Origin of the sequence: Virgibacillus sp. LDC-1 (assembly GCF_030137545.1) — a bacterium.
In the GTDB taxonomy this organism is placed as follows: Bacteria; Bacillota; Bacilli; order Bacillales; family Amphibacillaceae; genus LDC-1.
In genome coordinates, this window is sequence record NZ_JARUVL010000018.1 from 1 (window position 1) to 19,510 (window position 19,510).

Below are 19,510 nucleotides of genomic sequence, written 5' to 3' on the forward strand. Positions count from 1 at the left end.
TTCTCCTTTCGTATATAGAGTCGGTTTGACGGCCAGCTCTATTATACCGAAAGGAGATTTGTCTGTTACAACTCTACAAGTTGAATTCTCACACAGGCAGAGCCTGTGGTTTTAAAACCAGTAATCAGAAAAACACCTCACATTGTTCGGAGGTGTTTTATTTTTGCAGTTACTTTGAAGGCTGCGTAAGCAACGGCTTTAACTGGTGCTGCCAAACCCATTTGGGATGGTATCGTTGGCGAGCTAAATTTTTCGCGTGGATAACAGGATTTTCTCGCATCTTATTTAGAATGATATTTCCATGTTCAATCAAATAGGCTCGCTCAGAAGGATGATATTCCTCAAAGGATTCAAATCCAAAATTGCGCGCATCCCACCGCATAAAATAAGCATGTAAGTTTTTCCCCATTTCCTCTAATGCAGGAACACGCTCATTTAAAACGAGAAAGTTCCCCTTACTCGCCGCTTCTAAAACGGTTAAGCCAAAGGACTCTGAAAAGGAAGGACAAATAAAAAGATTTGACAATGAAAACAACTCCATAACTGCCTGCCTCGGAAATCCATTTTTAAAGCGCGGCATATCGGATGTGAAAAACATATCTTCTTCCACTAATCCAAAGGAAACTCCTGCTTGGCGAACAATTGACTTATATGCATCAGACTTAATATCAGCGCTAGGAAAATCACAAAAGATGATTTGCACTGTCTTTTCCGTCCCCTGTTTTATTGCCCCGCCTAGAGCGGCAACCTTCTCAAATTTTTTCCCTGGTGTAAGCCGACCTGGATAAACGATAACAATGTCTGGTGAAAATAAATCAACAGCATTGACAAGCTCTACAGTCGGTTCACTCAAAAAGCTTTGTAAATCCAAGCTATTATTCACCACTGCACATGCGCCTTCTGATACATGATATTGCTTTGCAAGGGCTGCCATACCAGAAGCAGTCGGATATACATACGTTGTGTTTGGCATTGGTGTAAATCGCGCTGAAAATGGCCATTCCATTTCCAACGGTCGTTGAACAGGGGCAGAATGTGTAAATGCGATAAATTTCAAGCTAGGAAGACGCTCCTGTGCCTTACGAACTGCAACATTGTGTAGTAAATGCCAGCCTTGATAATGGATATCATGCATGATACAAGCATCTACGTCGGCTAGCTTTTCCACTAAATCATTGGCAACTACATCTGCCTCTTCAAAAAATGTATCATGTACTTCTCCTTTTGCTTGCGTATAATCACGCCAATGAATTTGTTTACCATCGACAAAATTAGCGACCTTTCTCCACTCAATCCGCTCATCTAAAAATATCCCGTACCGTGAATCAAGTGGACAGCTTTCACTCACGAGCATTACTGGTTTTACACCATCATCAAGCATCATTCGCAGCTGCTCTGCCACGACATTGACGATGGAATACGTGCTATCTAATCCATTAAACATCGTTAACAATGCGACCTTCAATCTTACCTTCCTCCCCTTAACGTATAATTAGGCATTTATTTCAGTCTATACAGACTGTTTTCATTTCTTGTCTTTTACAACAGGGGACGCCGCTTGCGTGTCCTCACTCGAGATTCGTGCCACTCCTGCTGTCCCTTCCATTTCGTTCTATCAGTGTATTCATCTTTTCTTCTCCTGTTCAACGTGCATCCTCTTCTGCACGATAGCCTTGACGATTACAAAAACGACGATACGCTTCCCATGTTTGTTCATGACAGGCATGCTTTATATCTTCCCAAGATAAATCCGCGTGCTTGCGTGCATTTACTTTCCGATTTAAAGCAGGTATCAAAGGATAGTCCTTTGCTTCTTTCATCTGTAAAAAGTGGGCAAGCTGCTGTGCAGGCTGACGATCTACATACATGATTAGCGCTGGGTCCTGCTGTTCGATTAGTGCATACCACCCTACTACACTTTGAACCGCTTTTTCGATGCCCTGATAATTTTCTAACGGAAGATACGCTTGCCGGTAATGAAGACTACGCCCTTTCATATCGCCGGTATAATAAATACTACTGACAATGTCGTTCGGATGCCGCATCGTCATTAAGGTATGTTCAAATTGGTAATTCTTGCGATTCAGTGATCTGTCCATAAACACTTGATTTTCCTCAACTGCAAACATCCAGCTGCTTATCCCATCCTTCCCCATTTTTTCATGACTAACATCATAGCCAAACCTCTGAAACAAGGTAGCCATATAGCCTGTTCCACTTCTTGGGTGACCGAGTACGAGAAACTTTTTCATTTTGCGATTACTCATTTTCCTTCTCCAGTGTGAAGCCTTCTGCACGGCGTTTCTCTACTTCTCTTCTAACCGATTCTTTTCCGGCAGAATAAGCTTTTAACAGTTCTCGATTTTCCTTGTAATTCCCCGCATTGTTGCGTTTATGCCATAGGTGGTAGACATAAGCATTTAACCGTTTTGCCTTTCCGCATAACTGGTTTAAGGAAGCTGCAAAAGCATCATCCTCTCCTCCCCAGCCAACAAAGCGTTCATCAAAGCCACAGACACGATTAAAATGCGCACGTGGTACCACATTAATTCCTCCTCTTGCCGCATTAGGGCGTGCTCTTGTCTCCAACTCAATCGGAATGGGCCATTGCGGCTCGATATCGTATAGCTTCAGCGTGCTTTCTTTTGATAGGTTATACACGTGCTGAAAAGGAATCACCCATGCATGGTCTTCTAACAGTGCAATAGCCTGGTGCAAAACATTTGGATCAAAAAATATGTCCGCATCTGCCAAAACAAGAATTTCACCTTTTGATTGCCCCACCGCTTGGTTAATCACTTTCGCCTTTGAAAATGGCTTTTCATTTGATATTCCAATACAAAGCTCTGCTTCAGGAAACATGGTCTGATAATATTTTTTCACCCAATGAAACGCCTGGTTTCTTGGCGTATCATTCAGACTTATCGGGATAATAATTGACACGTTATCCAATCTTACTCACCTTCCAACTGTTAATACAATTATTCTATGAAATTCTCAATCATTCGTATGGACAATTCCAATGCTTGTGCGTATAAAAAAACTGGCATGAATAAAAAGTCCATGCCAGTTTACGTTTCAACTCCCTTACATGTATCCATATGCTTTCATTGTAGAACCACACGTTTGGATAATTGCATGCTCATCTGCAGTCGTAGGTGTTCTTGGTGTACTCCATATTTTTTTAGCAATCACCGAATCAATCTCTTCCTCTGATAACTTTCCAAGCTTTGCAATAGTCAAGGTCGCATCGGGCTGTTTTAGAACAATATCTTCATAACGTACGAGGTATACTGCGGGGTCCTGCTTGGCAAGGTCTAAATAATAGCTCGCATTGGTTTGCCACTTTTTTGCAAATGGTACGACATTATTGCCAAGCCCTGCTCCAAGCATGCTTTTCCACACATCAAGCGGATTGCGAACAAGGAGCAGAATCGGTGTTTCTGGATAGCATATTCGGAATAATGTCAGCTCCTCTTTTCCATAGCGCACCTCTTTAAAGCCGATGATGTCGTGCCCCTCTTTATGCTGGGCATATAGCGTAGCAAACAATGTTTTAACCGATTCTTCCACAGCGTGATCCACATAATCCAACTCTGGAACCATGCATGCAATCCAATGATTCGGATTTTCTCCATCTCTAAAGTAGTTTTCTCGCTGTTGGCGATGATTCGTCGAATACTCCTTGAGAAGCTGATGCATGCGTTGAAATTGCGTTAAAATACCATATTGCTCGCCCCATATCAAGGTTTCCTTACGCCGATTAAAAATTCGCTGAACAAGCGTGGAGCCTGAACGATGTGTTGCTGCTGATATGAGTAAATCCATTTTTTCCCCTCCTTCCATTATTCCACTTTCACATATTGATTTTCTCTTAAATACGTCCATATCTCTTGGACACAAGCATCTATTGTCATCCTTTCTGTGTTCACATGAATGTGAGGCGCGGTTGGAGCTTCGTATGGTGATGAGATGCCAGTAAAATGACTGATTTCGCCTTTTCGTGCTTTCTTATATAACCCCTTTGGATCACGTTCCTCACATTTCGCTAACGAACATTCCACATATACCTCGATAAATTCTTCTTCCCGCAAAAGCGCCTTTACGGTTTGACGATCCGTTGCAAAAGGAGATATAAAAGCTGTTAAAACGACTAAACCACTATCAATAAAAAGCTTTGTAACTTCACCAATTCTGCGGATGTTTTCTTGCCGATCTTGTTCATGGAATACTAAATCACTACATAACCCTTGACGTACATTGTCCCCATCAAGTAAATATGTCGCTATCCCTTTTTCATGCAGCAGCTCCTCCAATCGATTAGCAATAGTGGACTTTCCTGAGCCAGACAATCCCGTAAACCAAAGAACAAAGCTTTTTTGCTTTAATAGCTTCCGACGACTTTCCTTATTTACTGTTGCATCGTGCCATACTGTATGTGAATAATTTTCTTGCTTGTTTGGCTTCGTACTTAATCCGTTTATGAGCACATCTACGACTTCTGGACGACTAAATTCCTTTGGTGGTCGTTGCTCCTTGCCTAGCATTTCCCTTACCTTTGTGCCAGATAAAGTAAAACGACTGGAATCATCATGTGGGCACGTTTTATGTGAAGCCATTCCGTGACATTCCTTACAGTAAAAGCTATGCTCAAAAAACAATAGCTCGATATCCAGCTCTTTTTTATCAAATTGCTTAAAAATCCGTTGTGCATCATACGTCCCATAATATTTTCCCACTCCTGCATGATCACGCCCAACAATAAAATGCGTACAGCCATAATTTTTTCGGGCAATCGCATGAAGTACCGCTTCTCGCGGACCTGCATATCGCATTGCCGCGGGATAAGCGCCAAGCAACGTATTTGCGTCAGGAAAATAGTTATCTAGTAATACTTCATAGCTTTTCATTCGAATCGTTTCTGGAATATCATCCTTTTTTGTTTCGCCTACTAATGGATGAATGAAAAGGCCATCGACAACCTCTAATGCTGTTTTTTGAATATATTCATGGGCACGATGAATCGGATTTCTCGTTTGAAAGCCTACGATTGTGTTCCACCCCTTTTCTTCAAAGAACGCTCTCGTATCCTTTGGATCTAAATAATAGGCAGCAGAAATCGTTCTTGCTGGTCGAGATAGCATGTGAATTTTTCCGCCTACATTCATACAAGGCTGCTGATAGATTCTTGCAACGCCTGGGTGATTAGCGCCCAAGGTTCCGTACACAAGCCTTGCTTCTTTTTCTATTTGCCGTTCATACATATCTTCTATTTCTAATACACCATAAACCTTGCCAGCATGTTTGAGTTTGATAGCTGCTGCTTTGTCTATCACTTCGGCTTGCTCCTTCGAAATAGAAAGTGTGATAGGCATTGGCCAAACCCTTCCATCTTGTAACCGCATATGATGCAGTACATTTTCATAATCTTGCTGGTTCATAAACCCTTCAAGCGGACTAAAGGCTCCATTGGAAATACACTCCATATCTGCAAGTGTAAATGCATCCACTTCTATCTCTTCTGTCAGTGATTCAATGGAATAAGAAGGATGATAGCGATCGATTAATTGCCCACCATGTGGAAGTACGCGCATAGTATTCTTCACCTCTAAGCTATTAATAATTTCCTTTATAGCGTATGAGACCGTTTGATAAATTGACTAGACATTTGAGGTGAAACGAATTGAATAGCGAAATTATATTCATCGGTTTTTTTGTGGGCGGACTCGTTGGTATGACTGGGGTAGGTGGGGCATCCTTATTAACACCAACACTTCTATTTATTGGAGTTCCACCAACAACTGCAATTGGAACAGACTTTATCTATAATGCCTTAACCAAATTAGTAGGCACAATCCATCATATCCGTCTAAAAACCGTGAACTTCCGGCTTGTTGGATATTTAGCGCTTGGAAGCATTCCAGGAGCGATGATGGCGAATTTTCTTTTTTATGTATGTTTAGCTCCTTATTATAATGAAGCATTCATCTTACAATTACTCGGCTTCCTTTTAATCATTGTTTCCATTATCCCGATTATACAGTTGATTTATGGAAGAACGTCACCAAATATTTGGCAGTGTAAAACGATAGAAGAAAAGAAATATATAACGATTGCTAGTGGATTTGTCATTGGGGTTGTTGTCGGCATCACTTCCATTGGGGCGGGAAGTCTTTTTGGACTCTTTCTCCTTTATTTTTTTCAAATGAAGCCAGCTTCTGTCGTAGGAACTGATATTACCCATGCATTTATTTTAGCAGCTTTGTCAGGGTTACTAATGGCGGGATATGGACATGTAGATTATTTTCTAGCAGGAAATTTATTATGTGGCTCTATTCCTGGGGTCATCGTTGGGAGCAAGCTCTCTTCTATCATGCCTGCTCCAATCGTTCGCATCATTATCTTAAGTATCATTTTAATTACAGGCTTTAAGCTCGTTTTTAATGGATAGTGGTTAGGCAATAGCGAAAATAGTATTGGTCTAGTTTATTCAACCATACCGCATACGGTCCGACGACATAAGCTATTGGTAATTGGAAAGCACCAATAAAAATGGTTTTTCCAAAAAAAGAAAGGAAGTGTACGCTTCATGCCAGTAGTTGCTAACATTAATTTATTTAATTTACATGCAACAGTGACAGTTTCCAATATTACTACCGGACCGAACGCTGGATGTGTAGAAGTTACAGTTGAAAATAATTCTTCATTCACTCCGCCAACTGCATTTATCGGATCTCTTTGCCTCAACTTGAATCGAACTGGACCATTTTATCAAATTTCTGGACCTGGAGATGAAGGAGAATTAAGTGGAGGCAATTGCCCTGGTGGATGTTTACCAGATGCAGATATTGTACAAATGTTTACAAGTCCTCCCGATCGAATCGAACCAGGTGAAACAGCAAACTTCGTCATCTGTACAGGAGATCCAGTAACTGATCCATTAGATGAAACAGACTTTGTGCGGGTCGGTCTTCATTTCCAAGACATTCCAATCATTAGTAGTATTTGTTTAGCGGCAAACTTCGTCGGTGGTACAACTACTACAACGACAAGTACTTCGACCTCTACTAGTACCTCTACTTCTACTAGTACTTCTACTAGTACTTCTACTTCGACTAGTACCTCTACTTCTACTAGTACTTCTACTTCGACCTCGACTTCATTTACGACAACAGTTTGTCCAATACCAAATCCGCAAACATGCTGTCAGGTTCCAGTAGAATTCAAGACACAGCTCGTTCCACCTGCATTAGCTTCAGCTCCTATCGAAACAAGGGTATTCTTTACACAAGCACCTGTAGTCGAAATGGTGTGTCCTGAAAAAGTAGTCATTTGTGGAAAACTTTCTAAAGAAATAACGTACACCGCTGTTGCAGCAGACGGCACACAATCCAGCAACACGATTCGACTCGATGATCGCCCATTCCAATGCATCATTGATCGGGATGACGCAAATGAAGGAGACATATTCGACATTGTCGGCTACGATGTTTTATGTGAAGGACCAGCTAAGCTACAAAATAGAGGGATCCGACCAGGTCCAATTACTGACGGACCAAGTGTAAGCGTGTATTGGAAGCTTCTCGAGAAGGATATTATCAAAGTATGTATCAGGAAAAGAGTATTAAGGGAACGTATTAATAACACTGTGTAATCCTTGTGGTAAGAAGATTGTCATAAAAAAGCACTTGTTCGTATGGGAAACAGTCCTACATTCGTAGGACTGTTTTTGTATTTGTAGACACTGCGCTGAGAGGTTCTTGAACAACTTTGATGGAGAGCTAATCTTTTTTGGGCTATTCTCGATCGAGTTGGGGAGCTTCGTGATCGTTTTGGGGGTTTCTTGATCGTTTAGGGCACTTTCTCGCTCAAGTTTGTGCTGTTCTCGCCCGAGTTTGGCGAGTTCTCGCTAGCGTTTGTGTCCTAAATTGCTTGGAACACTAAAAAGGAGAGGCAACTGCCTCTCCAAAAATTTTTTATTCTAATTCCTCACCATTTGAAGCGATTACTTTTTTATACCAATAAAAAGAATCCTTTGGAATTCGCTTTAATGAGCCTTTTCCTTCATCATCTTGATCCACATAAATGAAGCCATAGCGCTTACTCATCTGTGACGTACCACAGCTTATTAAATCAATACAGCCCCATGTAGTGTAGCCCATTAATTCAACGCCATCTCTTATTGCTTCCTTCATTTCGATGATATGTTTTTTAATGTAATCAATCCGATAATCATCATGGATTTTTCCATCGGCCGTAAGAACATCTTTTGCACCTAATCCATTTTCTACTAAAAATAGTGGCACTTCGTATCGATCATAAAGTTTATTCAATGATATTCTTAAGCCAATTGGATCAATTGGCCAATCCCATTCTGATAGCTCTAAATACTCATTTTTAATCGGACTATCAAAGGTTCCGGCAAGCTTTGATGCATCTGGACGTGCCTCTGTCACATGGGACATATAGTAGCTGAATGCCACGAAATCAACCGTTCCTTCTTTTAATAGCTCACTGTCTCCTTCTTCCATATGAACGTGAATATCATTTTCAGCAAAGTAGCGTTCCATATAAGCTGGGTAAGCTCCCCGCACCTTGACATCTGGATAAAACATGTTTAATTGATTCGATTTTAATGCTTGCAATTGATCCTCAGGCTTGGTTGTTTTTGCATAAGACTCAATTTGGTTTATCATACAACCCATTTTTGCATTTGGCATTATTTCACGAGCAGCCTTTACTGCAGCTGCACTCGCTAAAAATTGGTGATGTGATGCTTGATATGCCGCTTCCAGTTTATTTTCAACCTTGTCTGCGAGTACGCCAGCACCTGTATATAAGCTATTTAAGTTCATATTCATTTCATTAAATGTAATCCAATAGTTTACTTTATTCTTATATCGTTGAAAGATCGCGCGCGCATATTTTTCAAAAAGCGCAATAAGCTCTCTACTCATCCATCCATTGTATTTTTGGGTTAAAGTAATTGGCATCTCGTAATGAGACATCGTTACTAGAGGCTCGATGCCGTATTTAGCACATTCGTCAAATACATTATCATAAAACTGCAGCCCTTTTTCATTTGGTTCGGCTTCTAATCCTGTTGGAAAAATACGAGCCCATGATATCGATATCCGAAATGTTTTAAATCCCATTTCAGCGAATAGCGCAAGATCTTCCTTATAACGATGATAAAAGTCGATTCCCCAACGCTTTGGAAATAAATACTTTTCAGGATGCTGCAAATACTCCTCTAGCTCCTCTGAATTGACATCAAACGTAAAATTGTTGACGCTTCCTCCTGCATATGGATCCTTAAAAGCTGCCATATCGGATGTAGATAGGCCCTTACCATCTTTATCAAAAGCTCCTTCAATTTGATTCGCTGCAGTAGCTCCACCCCATAAAAAATTAGCTGGAAATCCTTTTTGAAATGTTGACATATTCTTTTCCTCCTCCATCGTATTCATTACTTAAATCTTTGTAAATTACTTAATTAACATCAATAATTTATCTTCACTCGCAAAAACTTTTTGTTCAGCGGTATAAATAACATCCAAAAAATCTGGAGAATTTAACACTATAATTGGTGAAATTAACGAAACTTCTTTTTGCTTCAGTTGTTCCATATCAAATGTTAACAGCTTGTCTCCAGGCTGAATTTTAGTTCCTTCTTCTACATGTAAATGAAATCCCTCTCCATTCAACGAAACGGTTTCTAATCCAATATGAATGAGTAGCTCCACTCCCGTATCGGAGGTAATACCGATTGCATGATTCGTTGGTGTAACCATTGTTACCGTTCCAGAAAAAGGAGCATATACCACATCTCCTTCTGGTAAAATCGCAACACCCTTGCCTACTAGTCCTTCCGAAAATGTTGAATCTGGAATTTGCTCTAACGGAACGATGTTACCTGTCAATGGGGAAACTATATTAATCGGCTGGCTTGCATTTTCTGTTCGATTATCAGATATAGCCTGATTATCTTCATTTTCCTTGTTAATGTTCATCATTAGTGTAATAACAAGTGCAACCAAAAAACTAGCAGCAATACCGATTAAGGCATAAATGAAATTGTTCGTATCTTTTACAATATAAGTAGGTATAGACATAATACCTGGCACTGTAAAAGCAGTTGTTCTAACTGCTAAGGTACCAAATATTGCTCCACCCACAGCCCCACCTATTAAACTCGCATAAAATGGTTTTTTCAATTTCATTGTTACCCCGTAAATGGTAGGTTCCGTGATACCAAACATTGCTGGAATAAACGTTGAAAAAGACAACTGCTTCATCTTTTTGTCCTTTGTTTTGAGAAATACGCCAAGTGTTGCACCAGCCTGAGCTAAGTTAGCAACTAAGTTCATCGGCAATAGCATAATATCGTATCCGTATTTATCAAAGCTTGCGAAGGTTCCAGGAAAGAAGGCATAATGCATTCCTGTAATCACAATTAATGGCATCAAGCCACCCATTAGAAGTCCTGCAATTGGACCAGCAACAGAGAATAAGCCTGAGAAAAACATATCCAAATATACACCAATGTAGCTTCCAAGTGGAGCAATAAAGGTGAGTACTAGTGGTGCTGTAACAAGTAAGCTAATCAATGGCACAAAAATGATTCGTAAAGATCTTGGAATTATTTTTTCTGCAACTTTCGATACATAACTTAACAGCCAAACCCCTAATATGATTGGAATAACAGAAGAAGCATAGCTGTTCATCGGGATGGATAACCCTAAAAAATTCAAACTGCTAACTTCTCCGCTAGCCGCATATTCCATTATTTTTGGATACATCATGATCGCTGCTAAAGCAATAGATAAAGAAGCATCTGCTCGAAACTTTTTAGCAGCAGAAAAAGCAATTAAAAATGGCAAGAAATGAAATGGTGCATCTGAAATAAAATGTAGTACTTGATAATTAGAGCTTGTTTCCGAGAGCAAATTTAGTACAACAAATAATGCTAGCAAACCTTTGAGAAGTCCTGCTCCTACAATCGCAGGTAATATCGGGGTGAAGATTCCAGAAATCACATCAAAAACACGCTCAATCACGTTTCCTTTTTGTTTTGCCTTCGTTTGATTAGCAGGTGCTTTATCTAAGATACGACTAATTTCGGCATAAACTTCATTCACTCTATTGCCGATAATTACTTGGAATTGACCGCTTTTAAATTGGGCACCTAATACGCCATCCAAGGATTGGATCTTTTCTAGATTTACTTTTTCTTTATGAACAATGTTAAAGCGCAGACGTGTAATACAATGCCAGCTTTGTTCGATATTCGCGCTTCCCCCAATTTCATTTATAATTGCTGCTGCTAATTTATTGTTGTCCATATTCGATCCCTTCTTCCGTTTTTTTCATTAAAAAAACCTAAGCACACTGTTGCACAATATAACTTGTGACAACCAGCTGCTTAGGTTAATGCCTTAAAAAGTAACACACCTAAAATACTACGCTTTATTTTCTTGTAAAAGTCTTTCAATATGAATAACAAGGTAGGATATTTCATCATTACTTACTTGCCATTGAAATTCTTTTTCTACCATTTCTTTGATAATTAAACCACATGCATAGCTTTTCATATAGCGTTCTTGAATTATTTCCTTCAATGTTTCATCCATATTCACATCGACTGTGCTTTTCGATTTATGTCGTGCTAAAAAATAGCGCAAATGGGTAATAAATCTTGAATAGCTAATCGTCGTTTTATCTAGATGCACATCAAACAATTGTTGAATAATTTTAACCGCATTTTTAATTAGCTTTGTAATTTGAATGGTATCTTCCATGGAATTCGTATCGATTTGAGCGTTTACAAAGTGAAGCGCGATAAAAGCTGCTTCCATTTCAGGAAGTGTTAGCCCTATTTCTTTTTCTATCAATTGTAAAGCGAGCTTACCAACCTCATATTCATCATGATATAAATACGGAATCTCCCATTGTAAAGGGTTATCCTGATTCACATCATTTGGTCTTTCCTTCGCAAATTGTAAATGATCTGCCAATGAAAATAAAATAGACTGATTCAGTTTTTTTTGCAGGTTTTCCTCACCCAACCGAACAATTTTTTCGGTTACAGCTAACATTTCAGGCGAAATATGCTCTAGAAACTGACTGGTCTGAATGTTTTTTTCGGATTGAAATACTTTTGTTGCTTGACTTTCATCTACTACATCGCCTTTTTTCTTTTTAAATCCTATACCGGTACCGAATACAATTAATTCTTCATTTTTTTCTGATTTGGCCAAAATAATATTATTGTTTAGTGATTTGATTACGGTAAGCATCGTATTTCACCCCTAAAAAGCCATAAAAAAACACCAACTTCAAAACATAACAAAAATGAAGCGATCCTTCATGTTACATTTGAATTGGTGGTGCCTGATCGAGTCAGTGACACTCCTGTATCTATCTTTAAAATAGCATGATAATTTCAATCTGTCAATCAATATTGTTCACTTGTAAACAAACAATCATAAGCATGAATTCATTTCATCGCAAAAAAATCTTCAGACATTACTTTCTTTAAATAGTGAGCAACCTCTTGTCGCTTCCCAACACCTAGTTTTTTATACACCTTACTAACATAATCTCTAACTGTTTTTTCGGACAGCTGAAGCTCATTGGCAATTTCATTATTTTTGTAATGGTAATAAAGTAAATAGAGAATATCAATATCCCGCCAATTTACGTCGATTCCTTTTTCCAAAAGCTTTCCTTTCATCTTTTCTTTTTCATCGATGGTGGAACTAATTATCCTTCTTCCGATCTCTTCTGAAAAAACAAATTGCCCATGATAAACATTTCGAATCGCTTCAATAAGCGAGTGAGCATTAATATCCCATAATAAATATCCTTGTGCTCCTAGAAGCATTGCATTTCGCAGTCGATTCATATCCATTTCCGCTAATATTACGACCACCTTCATGTCTACAAATCTAGTTTGCAGCTCTCTTGTTATATTAAGTAAGGTATAATCACGCTTATTCACATGTAAAAGCATCACATTCGGGGAAAAAGCAACTACCTCCTGCCATTTTATCTCGGCATTTTTCTCTAGCTCTAATACACGCATATCTTTTTCGGCTTCTAGAATAATTCTTAATCCATTACTAAATAATTTTTCTTCATCTATTATTACGACTTTTATCATAACGTGATCTCCATCTTTCTAAAAAATACATCCTGTAGAAGAAGGGATTTATCTACAGGATGTATCCATTAATTTGTTCCATTGATTAATTTACCCTTTAATGCAATTCGATCTTTTCCGTCTACAGTACAGGTTATCAATGTTATTTCACTAATGTCTTCTTCATCTTGCAAAATTTCTACTGCAGTTGGATCAATTACTTCTGATGATGTAATTTCATAGATGAATGTCTGATTCGCTGCATGCAGCAATGCTTTGTCTCCTACAACAACATTCGGTAATTGCCGAAAATACCGATCACCTCGATACCCCCGATGACCTGCAATCGTAAAGTTCCCTTCCCCAGGTGTTTGGTATGGCTTAATTTGTGTAAGCGCAATACTCAAATTATCCTGCGTTGTTTCTGGTAGTACCTTTTGTTTTAATTGAATCGATGGAATCTCTAACTCTACCACACTTTTCAATTCTTCTTCGGAAAAAGGAAGTTCTTCAATCGGTTGAATCCCTGTTGCTGTTTCATCCGCTTCAGAAACAAAGGATAGTGCTTCTTCAAGTGCTGCTAGCTTTTTCTCCTGCTCCCACTCATAATAAAGCGGAATCGAGATGAGGATGAGTCCGAAAGCGATAAGAAAAAAACCAATCCATTTTCTCTTTTTTAGCATCAAACCCATCCTTTCTCCTAATAATCGATTTGTTTTCTTCTACCGAAAATCAAAACCAGACCAGCAATGATAAAGAAACCTCCGAAAATCATCAGATAGCGAAAGAACGTTTCGCCTGTTTGCGGTAATGTATCTATATTATTGTTCGAATCATTTGGTTGATCCGGTAGTACAGGTTGTGGAATAGCAACGTTTTTTACCACAACTTCCTTTACTTCTTGCTGACCTAATTCAATGGTAAATAGAATTGGTTCTGTTAATATCTCATAGCCCGCAGGAGCTTTTGTTTCAATTAAACGATACTCCCCTGGTCGTAAGTCGTGAACGTCAATTTCACCAGCACTATTTGTAACTAAGTTCGTTGAAACAATGCTACCATTCGCATCTCTTAACTCAAATTCTGCTCCAGCTAATGGTTCATTTGTATCGGCGTCCACTTTTCTAATCTTTACATCTCCTCGTATTACTTCATTTTCAACGACGAGCTGTATCGGTTCTTCCTGCCCAAACTTTATTTCAATAGGTATGATCGTTTCATCAAGTAAATAGCCAAAAGGTGCTTTCGTTTCAACGAGTTCATAGTTGCCCGGCATTAAATTCTCTATGCGAAGCATGCCTTGCGAATCTGTTGTCAGACCTTCTTGTAGTTTATTTCCTTCAGCATCTAGCAGACTAAATTCTGCACCTGCTAATGTTTTCGTACGATCTTCTGCATCAACCTTTGTCACTTCTACGATACCTTTGATTAACTCATTCGTAGTAGTGATTGCTACCATTTCTTGTTGGCTTTTTACAATCTCAAATTGAATTGGTGTTTGATCTAATGCGTAATTGGTTGGTGCTTTCGTTTCCACAAACTGATACAATCCTGGCCGTAAATCATGAACAATAATTTTTCCATTAGCATCCGTTGTTAGGTTTGGAAGAATCGTATTTCCAGCGCTATCTTGCAGGTCAAATACCGCATTTGCCAAAACCATATTTTCTTCTGATACCTTTGTTAATTCAACAGAACCAGGAATTAAATCATTTTCTGCCTGTAATTTCGTTATGGCAAGCTTTTCTTCTGTTTCACTTTTATTAATCGTAAAATCAATTGGTGTTCCATCCCTTTGATAATGCAAAGGAGCTTTTGTTTCCATCAATTGATACTTGCCTGGAGCTAGATTTTCAATTATTAGCTTTCCGCCTTCTCCTGTAACAAGATCCTCTTTCAGTAGATTTCCTTCATGATCTAATAAGGTAAAGGTGGCTCCTTTTAATCCAATTTCATTATCAAACCCATCTACCTTGATTAATTCCACTGCTCCTCTAATCAAATGATTTGGTGCTTTAAGTAAAATGGTTGAGCTATCATTTGGTTGAATCGTGAAAGGAATTGGTTCTGGGTTTAGCTGATAATAGGTTGGTGCTTTTATTTCCACGAATTGATAGTTTCCTGGTTCAAGGTGCGGAACAGTAATTTTACCTGCTGCATTCGTTTGTAAGCTTGTGTGAACAACCGTTCCATCTTCCTTTTCAAGTCTAAACTGCGCACCTTCAAGTACATTATTCTCATCATCAGCAGCAAATTTAGTTAACTCGACAGAGCCAAGCTCGATATTTTCTGCTGTTAACAAAATGATTTCCGTTTGATCTGCTTTAATCGTAAAAGTAATTGGCGTCGCATCTAGCTGATAGCCGATTGGCGCTTTATGCTCTACAAATTGATAATCACCAGGAGCTAAGTCTTTTAAAGAAAGTAGTCCTTGCTTATCTGTCACAGCGTATTGAATCGTTTCATAGGTAGCACCATTTTTCTTTTGTAAAGCGAATTCCGCTCCAGCTAATAATTCACCTGTCTCTTTGTCTATTTTTGTCAAAGCTACTGCACGGATTATTTTTTGGTTTAAAACCGTAAGCTCATTTCCAACTTCTGTTTCACTTCCTGCCACATACGGTTGATCAATCGTAACCGTCTGGCTTGCTTGATTGATTAAATATCCTTCAGGTGCTTCTTCCTCAATCAATACATATTCTCCATAAAGCAACCGATTAAAAACAACACGCCCATCTTCACCCGTTGTTTGTGTTCCAATAACTGCTCCGCTATCTTTATCCTGTAAGATAAACGTTGCACCTTGCAGCACTTCACCAGAGAATTGATCTGTTTTCGTTACCGTTAGGTTTCCTATTTCCCCTGTTCCATCTCCCATACCTGCTGTTCGTTTTACCGTGATCGTATGACTAGATTCATTTTCTACAAGGTCAATTTTTTCACCATTAAAGGATATGTTATTGCTAACCTGCTGTCCTGGTTTTTCTAAAATCAAAGATTGGTATTCTAAAATATATGGTTCATTGATTTCATTCACAAACGTCAATGTAAACGAATCTGGATTTTTATTTACTTGTAACGTATAATCCTTTCCTTTTTCTAAAGCGGTTGACTTCGTTACATTGCCAGCAGCATCGACGGTTGTTTTAAATAATTGGAATGAACCTTCTAACAAAGCTTGATTTATGCTAGGCTCATCGATTACTGTGGCATTCACTATTTGTGATTGACCAAAGTTGATATCTACCTGCCAGTCAATGATTTTCCCATTCTGAACACCAGACTTTGCTGTGTATTTTCCTCCATGTGGGATCGACACAAGAGCATTTAAATCCGTTTCTTTTACAGCACCATTATAAAGTGTTGCCGTGTTTTCATAGCGCTCTTCAACAAGGTCCAAATTATTTAAGCTTGTTTTATAAACAATGTTGTATGCAGCGCTGATTCCATCATGGAACGCGAGCTGGAAGCCGGGATTTCCAGTTGCATCATTTATCCACGTGACTGTATATTTATCACTTGGCACGAGTTCTTTAGGTTCTGCTCCGTTTACTCCACCTGTTAAGTCCATTTCGTAAACAAGAATGGAATCCTTTAACAGCTGCTGGTTTCCAATAATATAATCTTCTACAATAGGAGTTTGAATCGATTTTAAATTGTAGTTAATTCCAACACTCCATGTAATTTCTTTATCAATTGCATTATAAGATCCCGCCTTAAATCCATTTGCTTTAGTAAAGTCATCTGGCTCAAACGGTGTTATTGCTTCCTTGGATTGGGGATTTCCCGCTTCATCATTCCATGTAAGAATGGCCTGATTTTCCAAGTGGTTTTTGGTTTGATCCTGTCTTTTTTCAAAATCAAATGCTGTTGTATAGATAATGGTATGCGGTGTCTCAATCATACTGTTGAACGTGATCTCAAATTGATTTTGTTCATTTTTAGATAAAACATAATCAATATCCTTCTCAAGCTCTACATTGCCATTTAATATGCGGATTGTTTCTGGCAATAGTGTTAACCCCTCATTCGTAAAATTATCGGTTAACACAACTTGGTCCATCTTATGTTTATCTTTATTAAATGTAATCGTCCACTCGATTGTTTTATCCTTGTAGTTCGGCTCGCCGTGGTTTTTAAATAAAATTTGCTGTCCAATCTTTTGGGTTGCATCTTTTCCGTTACTTCCACTTTCTACACGGTTCGTGATTGTTTCTGATTCATATACCCGATCAATGGCCTTTGTCTGATAAATAATCTTATAGGCAGTATCGATATTCTCGCTAAACTGAAGGTGAAAGCCATTTTTATTAGTTGCTGTTTGCGGAGCTACCGTATAGTTATGAACAACTTCCCCTTCACCTACTTCTTTACCATGCTCATCGAGCGTTATTTTCTTGACGATAAAAGAATCGGCAAGCAGTTCTTGACTGTCATTAAAAAAGTCCTTTAATAACGCATCATTTTTTAAAATGGCTTTCTCATTGTAGTTGTACTTAATTTCCCAAGTAATCGTTTGATTTTCTTTATCATATTTAGCTGATTTTTTATCTAATGGCGTACCACGTCCAACTGTAACAACTGCTGAAGCATTTTCTACTTCAGTTGTATCAGCGAGCAGCTTTGCATTATTCTGAAACGTTGCTTGATCCTCATCAGTAATCATTGTTTCGTAAACGACGCGATAAGCAGATTTGATCTCTTGATGAAAATCAATCGTAAAGTCGTCGCCAGTACTTGTTTTTCCGATGGAATACTCTGCAGGATTTACTTCACTACCAAGAGAAGTCTCTCCATTAAGCTTCGTATTTAAATAGTAAAGCTTTACCGAATCTTGCTTTAAGCTTTGACCAGCTAATATCGGATCCTCTAGGCGCGCATTTTGCAAGGTTTCTAAGCTTTTATTAAAATCAATAGTCCATTCAATCTGGGTTGCATTGTATGCTCTATCTGGCAATCCTTTTTTATCTACTGAAGGACCTGTTGGTTGAAAATCAATTGGAATCGTCGTTGATTGTTCGCCATCAATTGGCGTAACGATAATTTCTTTATCTTCGGTTATAATAATTTCTTCACTTAATTCGGTCCATATTTGAAGATTGCCATGAATATTGGAATACTCCTCAATAAATGGGGTAAATGAAATGATTGCTTCACCAGTTTTGTTAACAGAAAAATAACCAATTACTTCACCGTTAAACATCATCTCTTGCTGATCAATCTCCGTATAGATTTCCAGCTCATTTGGTACTTGAAACCGGAATTCGTCTCCACCTTTATAGGAATGGCCATTTTCTAATGTCCATGTATAGTCAATTGAAATGAGTGAATCAATACCTGGTTTATCTACTGGATTTCCATCTATATCTTCATAGGATAACGATGCACTTGTTAATATGTTTTCTGTAATGATCTGCCTTACATCTGCTAAGGGTTGCGTTGCATCGAAAGTTTTATTGGTAGGGGAAGAAGCTTCCGCAGTTACTACAGCATTGTTTTCTTTTGGTTGAGAGATCTCATGTTCAGAAGGATTAGTTTGATCTGTCTTTGCTGCTTCATTCTTGGTGGCTACTTCCTGTGATTGCTCTGGTTTTTCTTCATTTTGTTTGAATTGTTTTTGTGCTTCGATAACAATTGTCCCAGTTGCATTTGCTGCTTGTTCCACACTTTCATTGAAGGAAATAGTAACTTTGTTATCCTTCGTCACTGTGTAATTTCCAATGTTCACTTCCTCATACACTAATTCGCCTTCTTGTTGTTGTTCAATTCGTATTTCTTCTGGAAGGCTAACTGTATAAGTCATTCCTTTTTCAACGTTTATGTCGGCAATAGACCAGTCTAAACGAATAGTAGTTGTTTTGACCTCTTGCTCAACATTAGCATCTGATTGCTCATCCAAAATCTCTACATTTTTCACAATGTTTGCTTCTTTGTTTAAAGCATTCGCTTGGATAGGGATTGCTAGACTGCTAGAAATTGTTTGAAAAAGGAGTAACAGGGCTAAAAAAACATATAATCTCCTTTTCATCTTCGACATCCTTTCATCGTTTTCATTTACTATGCTTTCCGTCTTAAAATAGACTTTGACATACTTTTTAAGGTTATCAAACTCAACTCTACAATTTCTCTACAATTTTATACAAAGCATCTAGGTGTTTATGGAGATTAGTTACACTTAATAAGAAGGAAACTTCAATTAGTGGGGGGTTCCTTCATCCTCTACTTCCTCTCTTTGTCGGCTCCTAATAGGCTATAAGTGGGGGAATCACTGTCATTAACGTATAGGATAAATTCTGAAGCTTGTTTACTGAAAGAACTTCGGGCATAATAAATCTAATAAAGTAGCCGGTAGAAAATATGGTGAGT

The 19,510-nt window shown here is 38.5% G+C and carries 13 protein-coding genes; 2 read left to right on the plus strand and 11 right to left on the minus strand.

All coding sequences use genetic code 11. From position 1 onward, the window contains the following. Positions 1-169: 169 nt before the first annotated feature. From QBK89_RS13000 to sat, 5 genes are all read right to left on the minus strand, one after another. Entirely contained in the window at positions 170-1,465 is a 1,296-nt protein-coding gene (locus QBK89_RS13000; protein ID WP_284141495.1) for a glycosyltransferase, read from the minus strand. 178 nt (positions 1,466-1,643) lie between these two features. Next, the gene (locus tag QBK89_RS13005) at positions 1,644-2,267 is read right to left on the minus strand and encodes a hypothetical protein (RefSeq protein WP_284141496.1); all 624 of its coding nucleotides are present in this window, start codon (positions 2,265-2,267) and stop codon (positions 1,644-1,646) included. Beyond that, positions 2,260-2,943 (minus strand): galactosyltransferase-related protein, encoded by a 684-nt coding sequence (locus tag QBK89_RS13010; RefSeq protein ID WP_284141536.1) that lies wholly within the window; start codon positions 2,941-2,943, stop codon positions 2,260-2,262. Before QBK89_RS13010 ends, QBK89_RS13005 begins: the two co-directional genes overlap by 8 nt. A 144-nt stretch (positions 2,944-3,087) precedes the next feature. Continuing rightward, positions 3,088-3,828 (minus strand): sulfotransferase, encoded by a 741-nt coding sequence (locus QBK89_RS13015; protein ID WP_284141497.1) that lies wholly within the window; start codon positions 3,826-3,828, stop codon positions 3,088-3,090. A gap of 17 nt (positions 3,829-3,845) precedes the next feature. Then, positions 3,846-5,594: a sulfate adenylyltransferase gene (gene sat / locus QBK89_RS15100; RefSeq protein WP_349774633.1), complete on the minus strand. Its 1,749-nt coding sequence runs from the start codon at positions 5,592-5,594 to the stop codon at positions 3,846-3,848. Between the two features lie 89 nt (positions 5,595-5,683). Here sat and QBK89_RS13030 point away from each other — a divergent pair, with 89 nt between their 5' ends. Continuing rightward, positions 5,684-6,451, plus strand: a complete 768-nt coding sequence (locus tag QBK89_RS13030; RefSeq protein WP_284141498.1) for a sulfite exporter TauE/SafE family protein — start codon at positions 5,684-5,686, stop codon at positions 6,449-6,451. A 138-nt stretch (positions 6,452-6,589) separates the two neighbouring features. Beyond that, positions 6,590-7,654, plus strand: coding sequence for a hypothetical protein (locus QBK89_RS13035; RefSeq protein WP_284141499.1), 1,065 nt, complete (start codon positions 6,590-6,592; stop codon positions 7,652-7,654). A gap of 322 nt (positions 7,655-7,976) precedes the next feature. Here the strand turns inward: QBK89_RS13035 and QBK89_RS13040 are convergent, their stop codons facing one another. From QBK89_RS13040 to QBK89_RS13065, 6 genes are all read right to left on the minus strand, one after another. After that, the gene (locus QBK89_RS13040; protein ID WP_284141500.1) at positions 7,977-9,443 is read right to left on the minus strand and encodes a glycoside hydrolase family 1 protein; all 1,467 of its coding nucleotides are present in this window, start codon (positions 9,441-9,443) and stop codon (positions 7,977-7,979) included. A gap of 45 nt (positions 9,444-9,488) precedes the next feature. Beyond that, positions 9,489-11,345, minus strand: coding sequence for a beta-glucoside-specific PTS transporter subunit IIABC (locus QBK89_RS13045; RefSeq protein WP_284141501.1), 1,857 nt, complete (start codon positions 11,343-11,345; stop codon positions 9,489-9,491). Between the two features lie 117 nt (positions 11,346-11,462). After that, on the minus strand, positions 11,463-12,299 hold the full coding sequence (locus tag QBK89_RS13050) for a PRD domain-containing protein (RefSeq protein WP_284141502.1): 837 nt from the start codon (positions 12,297-12,299) through the stop codon (positions 11,463-11,465). Positions 12,300-12,499: 200 nt separating this feature from the next. After that, positions 12,500-13,165, minus strand: coding sequence for a LuxR C-terminal-related transcriptional regulator (locus QBK89_RS13055; RefSeq protein ID WP_284141503.1), 666 nt, complete (start codon positions 13,163-13,165; stop codon positions 12,500-12,502). A 68-nt stretch (positions 13,166-13,233) separates the two neighbouring features. Further along, the gene (locus tag QBK89_RS13060; protein WP_284141504.1) at positions 13,234-13,827 is read right to left on the minus strand and encodes a class D sortase; all 594 of its coding nucleotides are present in this window, start codon (positions 13,825-13,827) and stop codon (positions 13,234-13,236) included. A 17-nt stretch (positions 13,828-13,844) separates the two neighbouring features. Continuing rightward, the gene (locus QBK89_RS13065; RefSeq protein ID WP_284141505.1) at positions 13,845-19,172 is read right to left on the minus strand and encodes a SpaA isopeptide-forming pilin-related protein; all 5,328 of its coding nucleotides are present in this window, start codon (positions 19,170-19,172) and stop codon (positions 13,845-13,847) included. Positions 19,173-19,510: the final 338 nt, after the last annotated feature.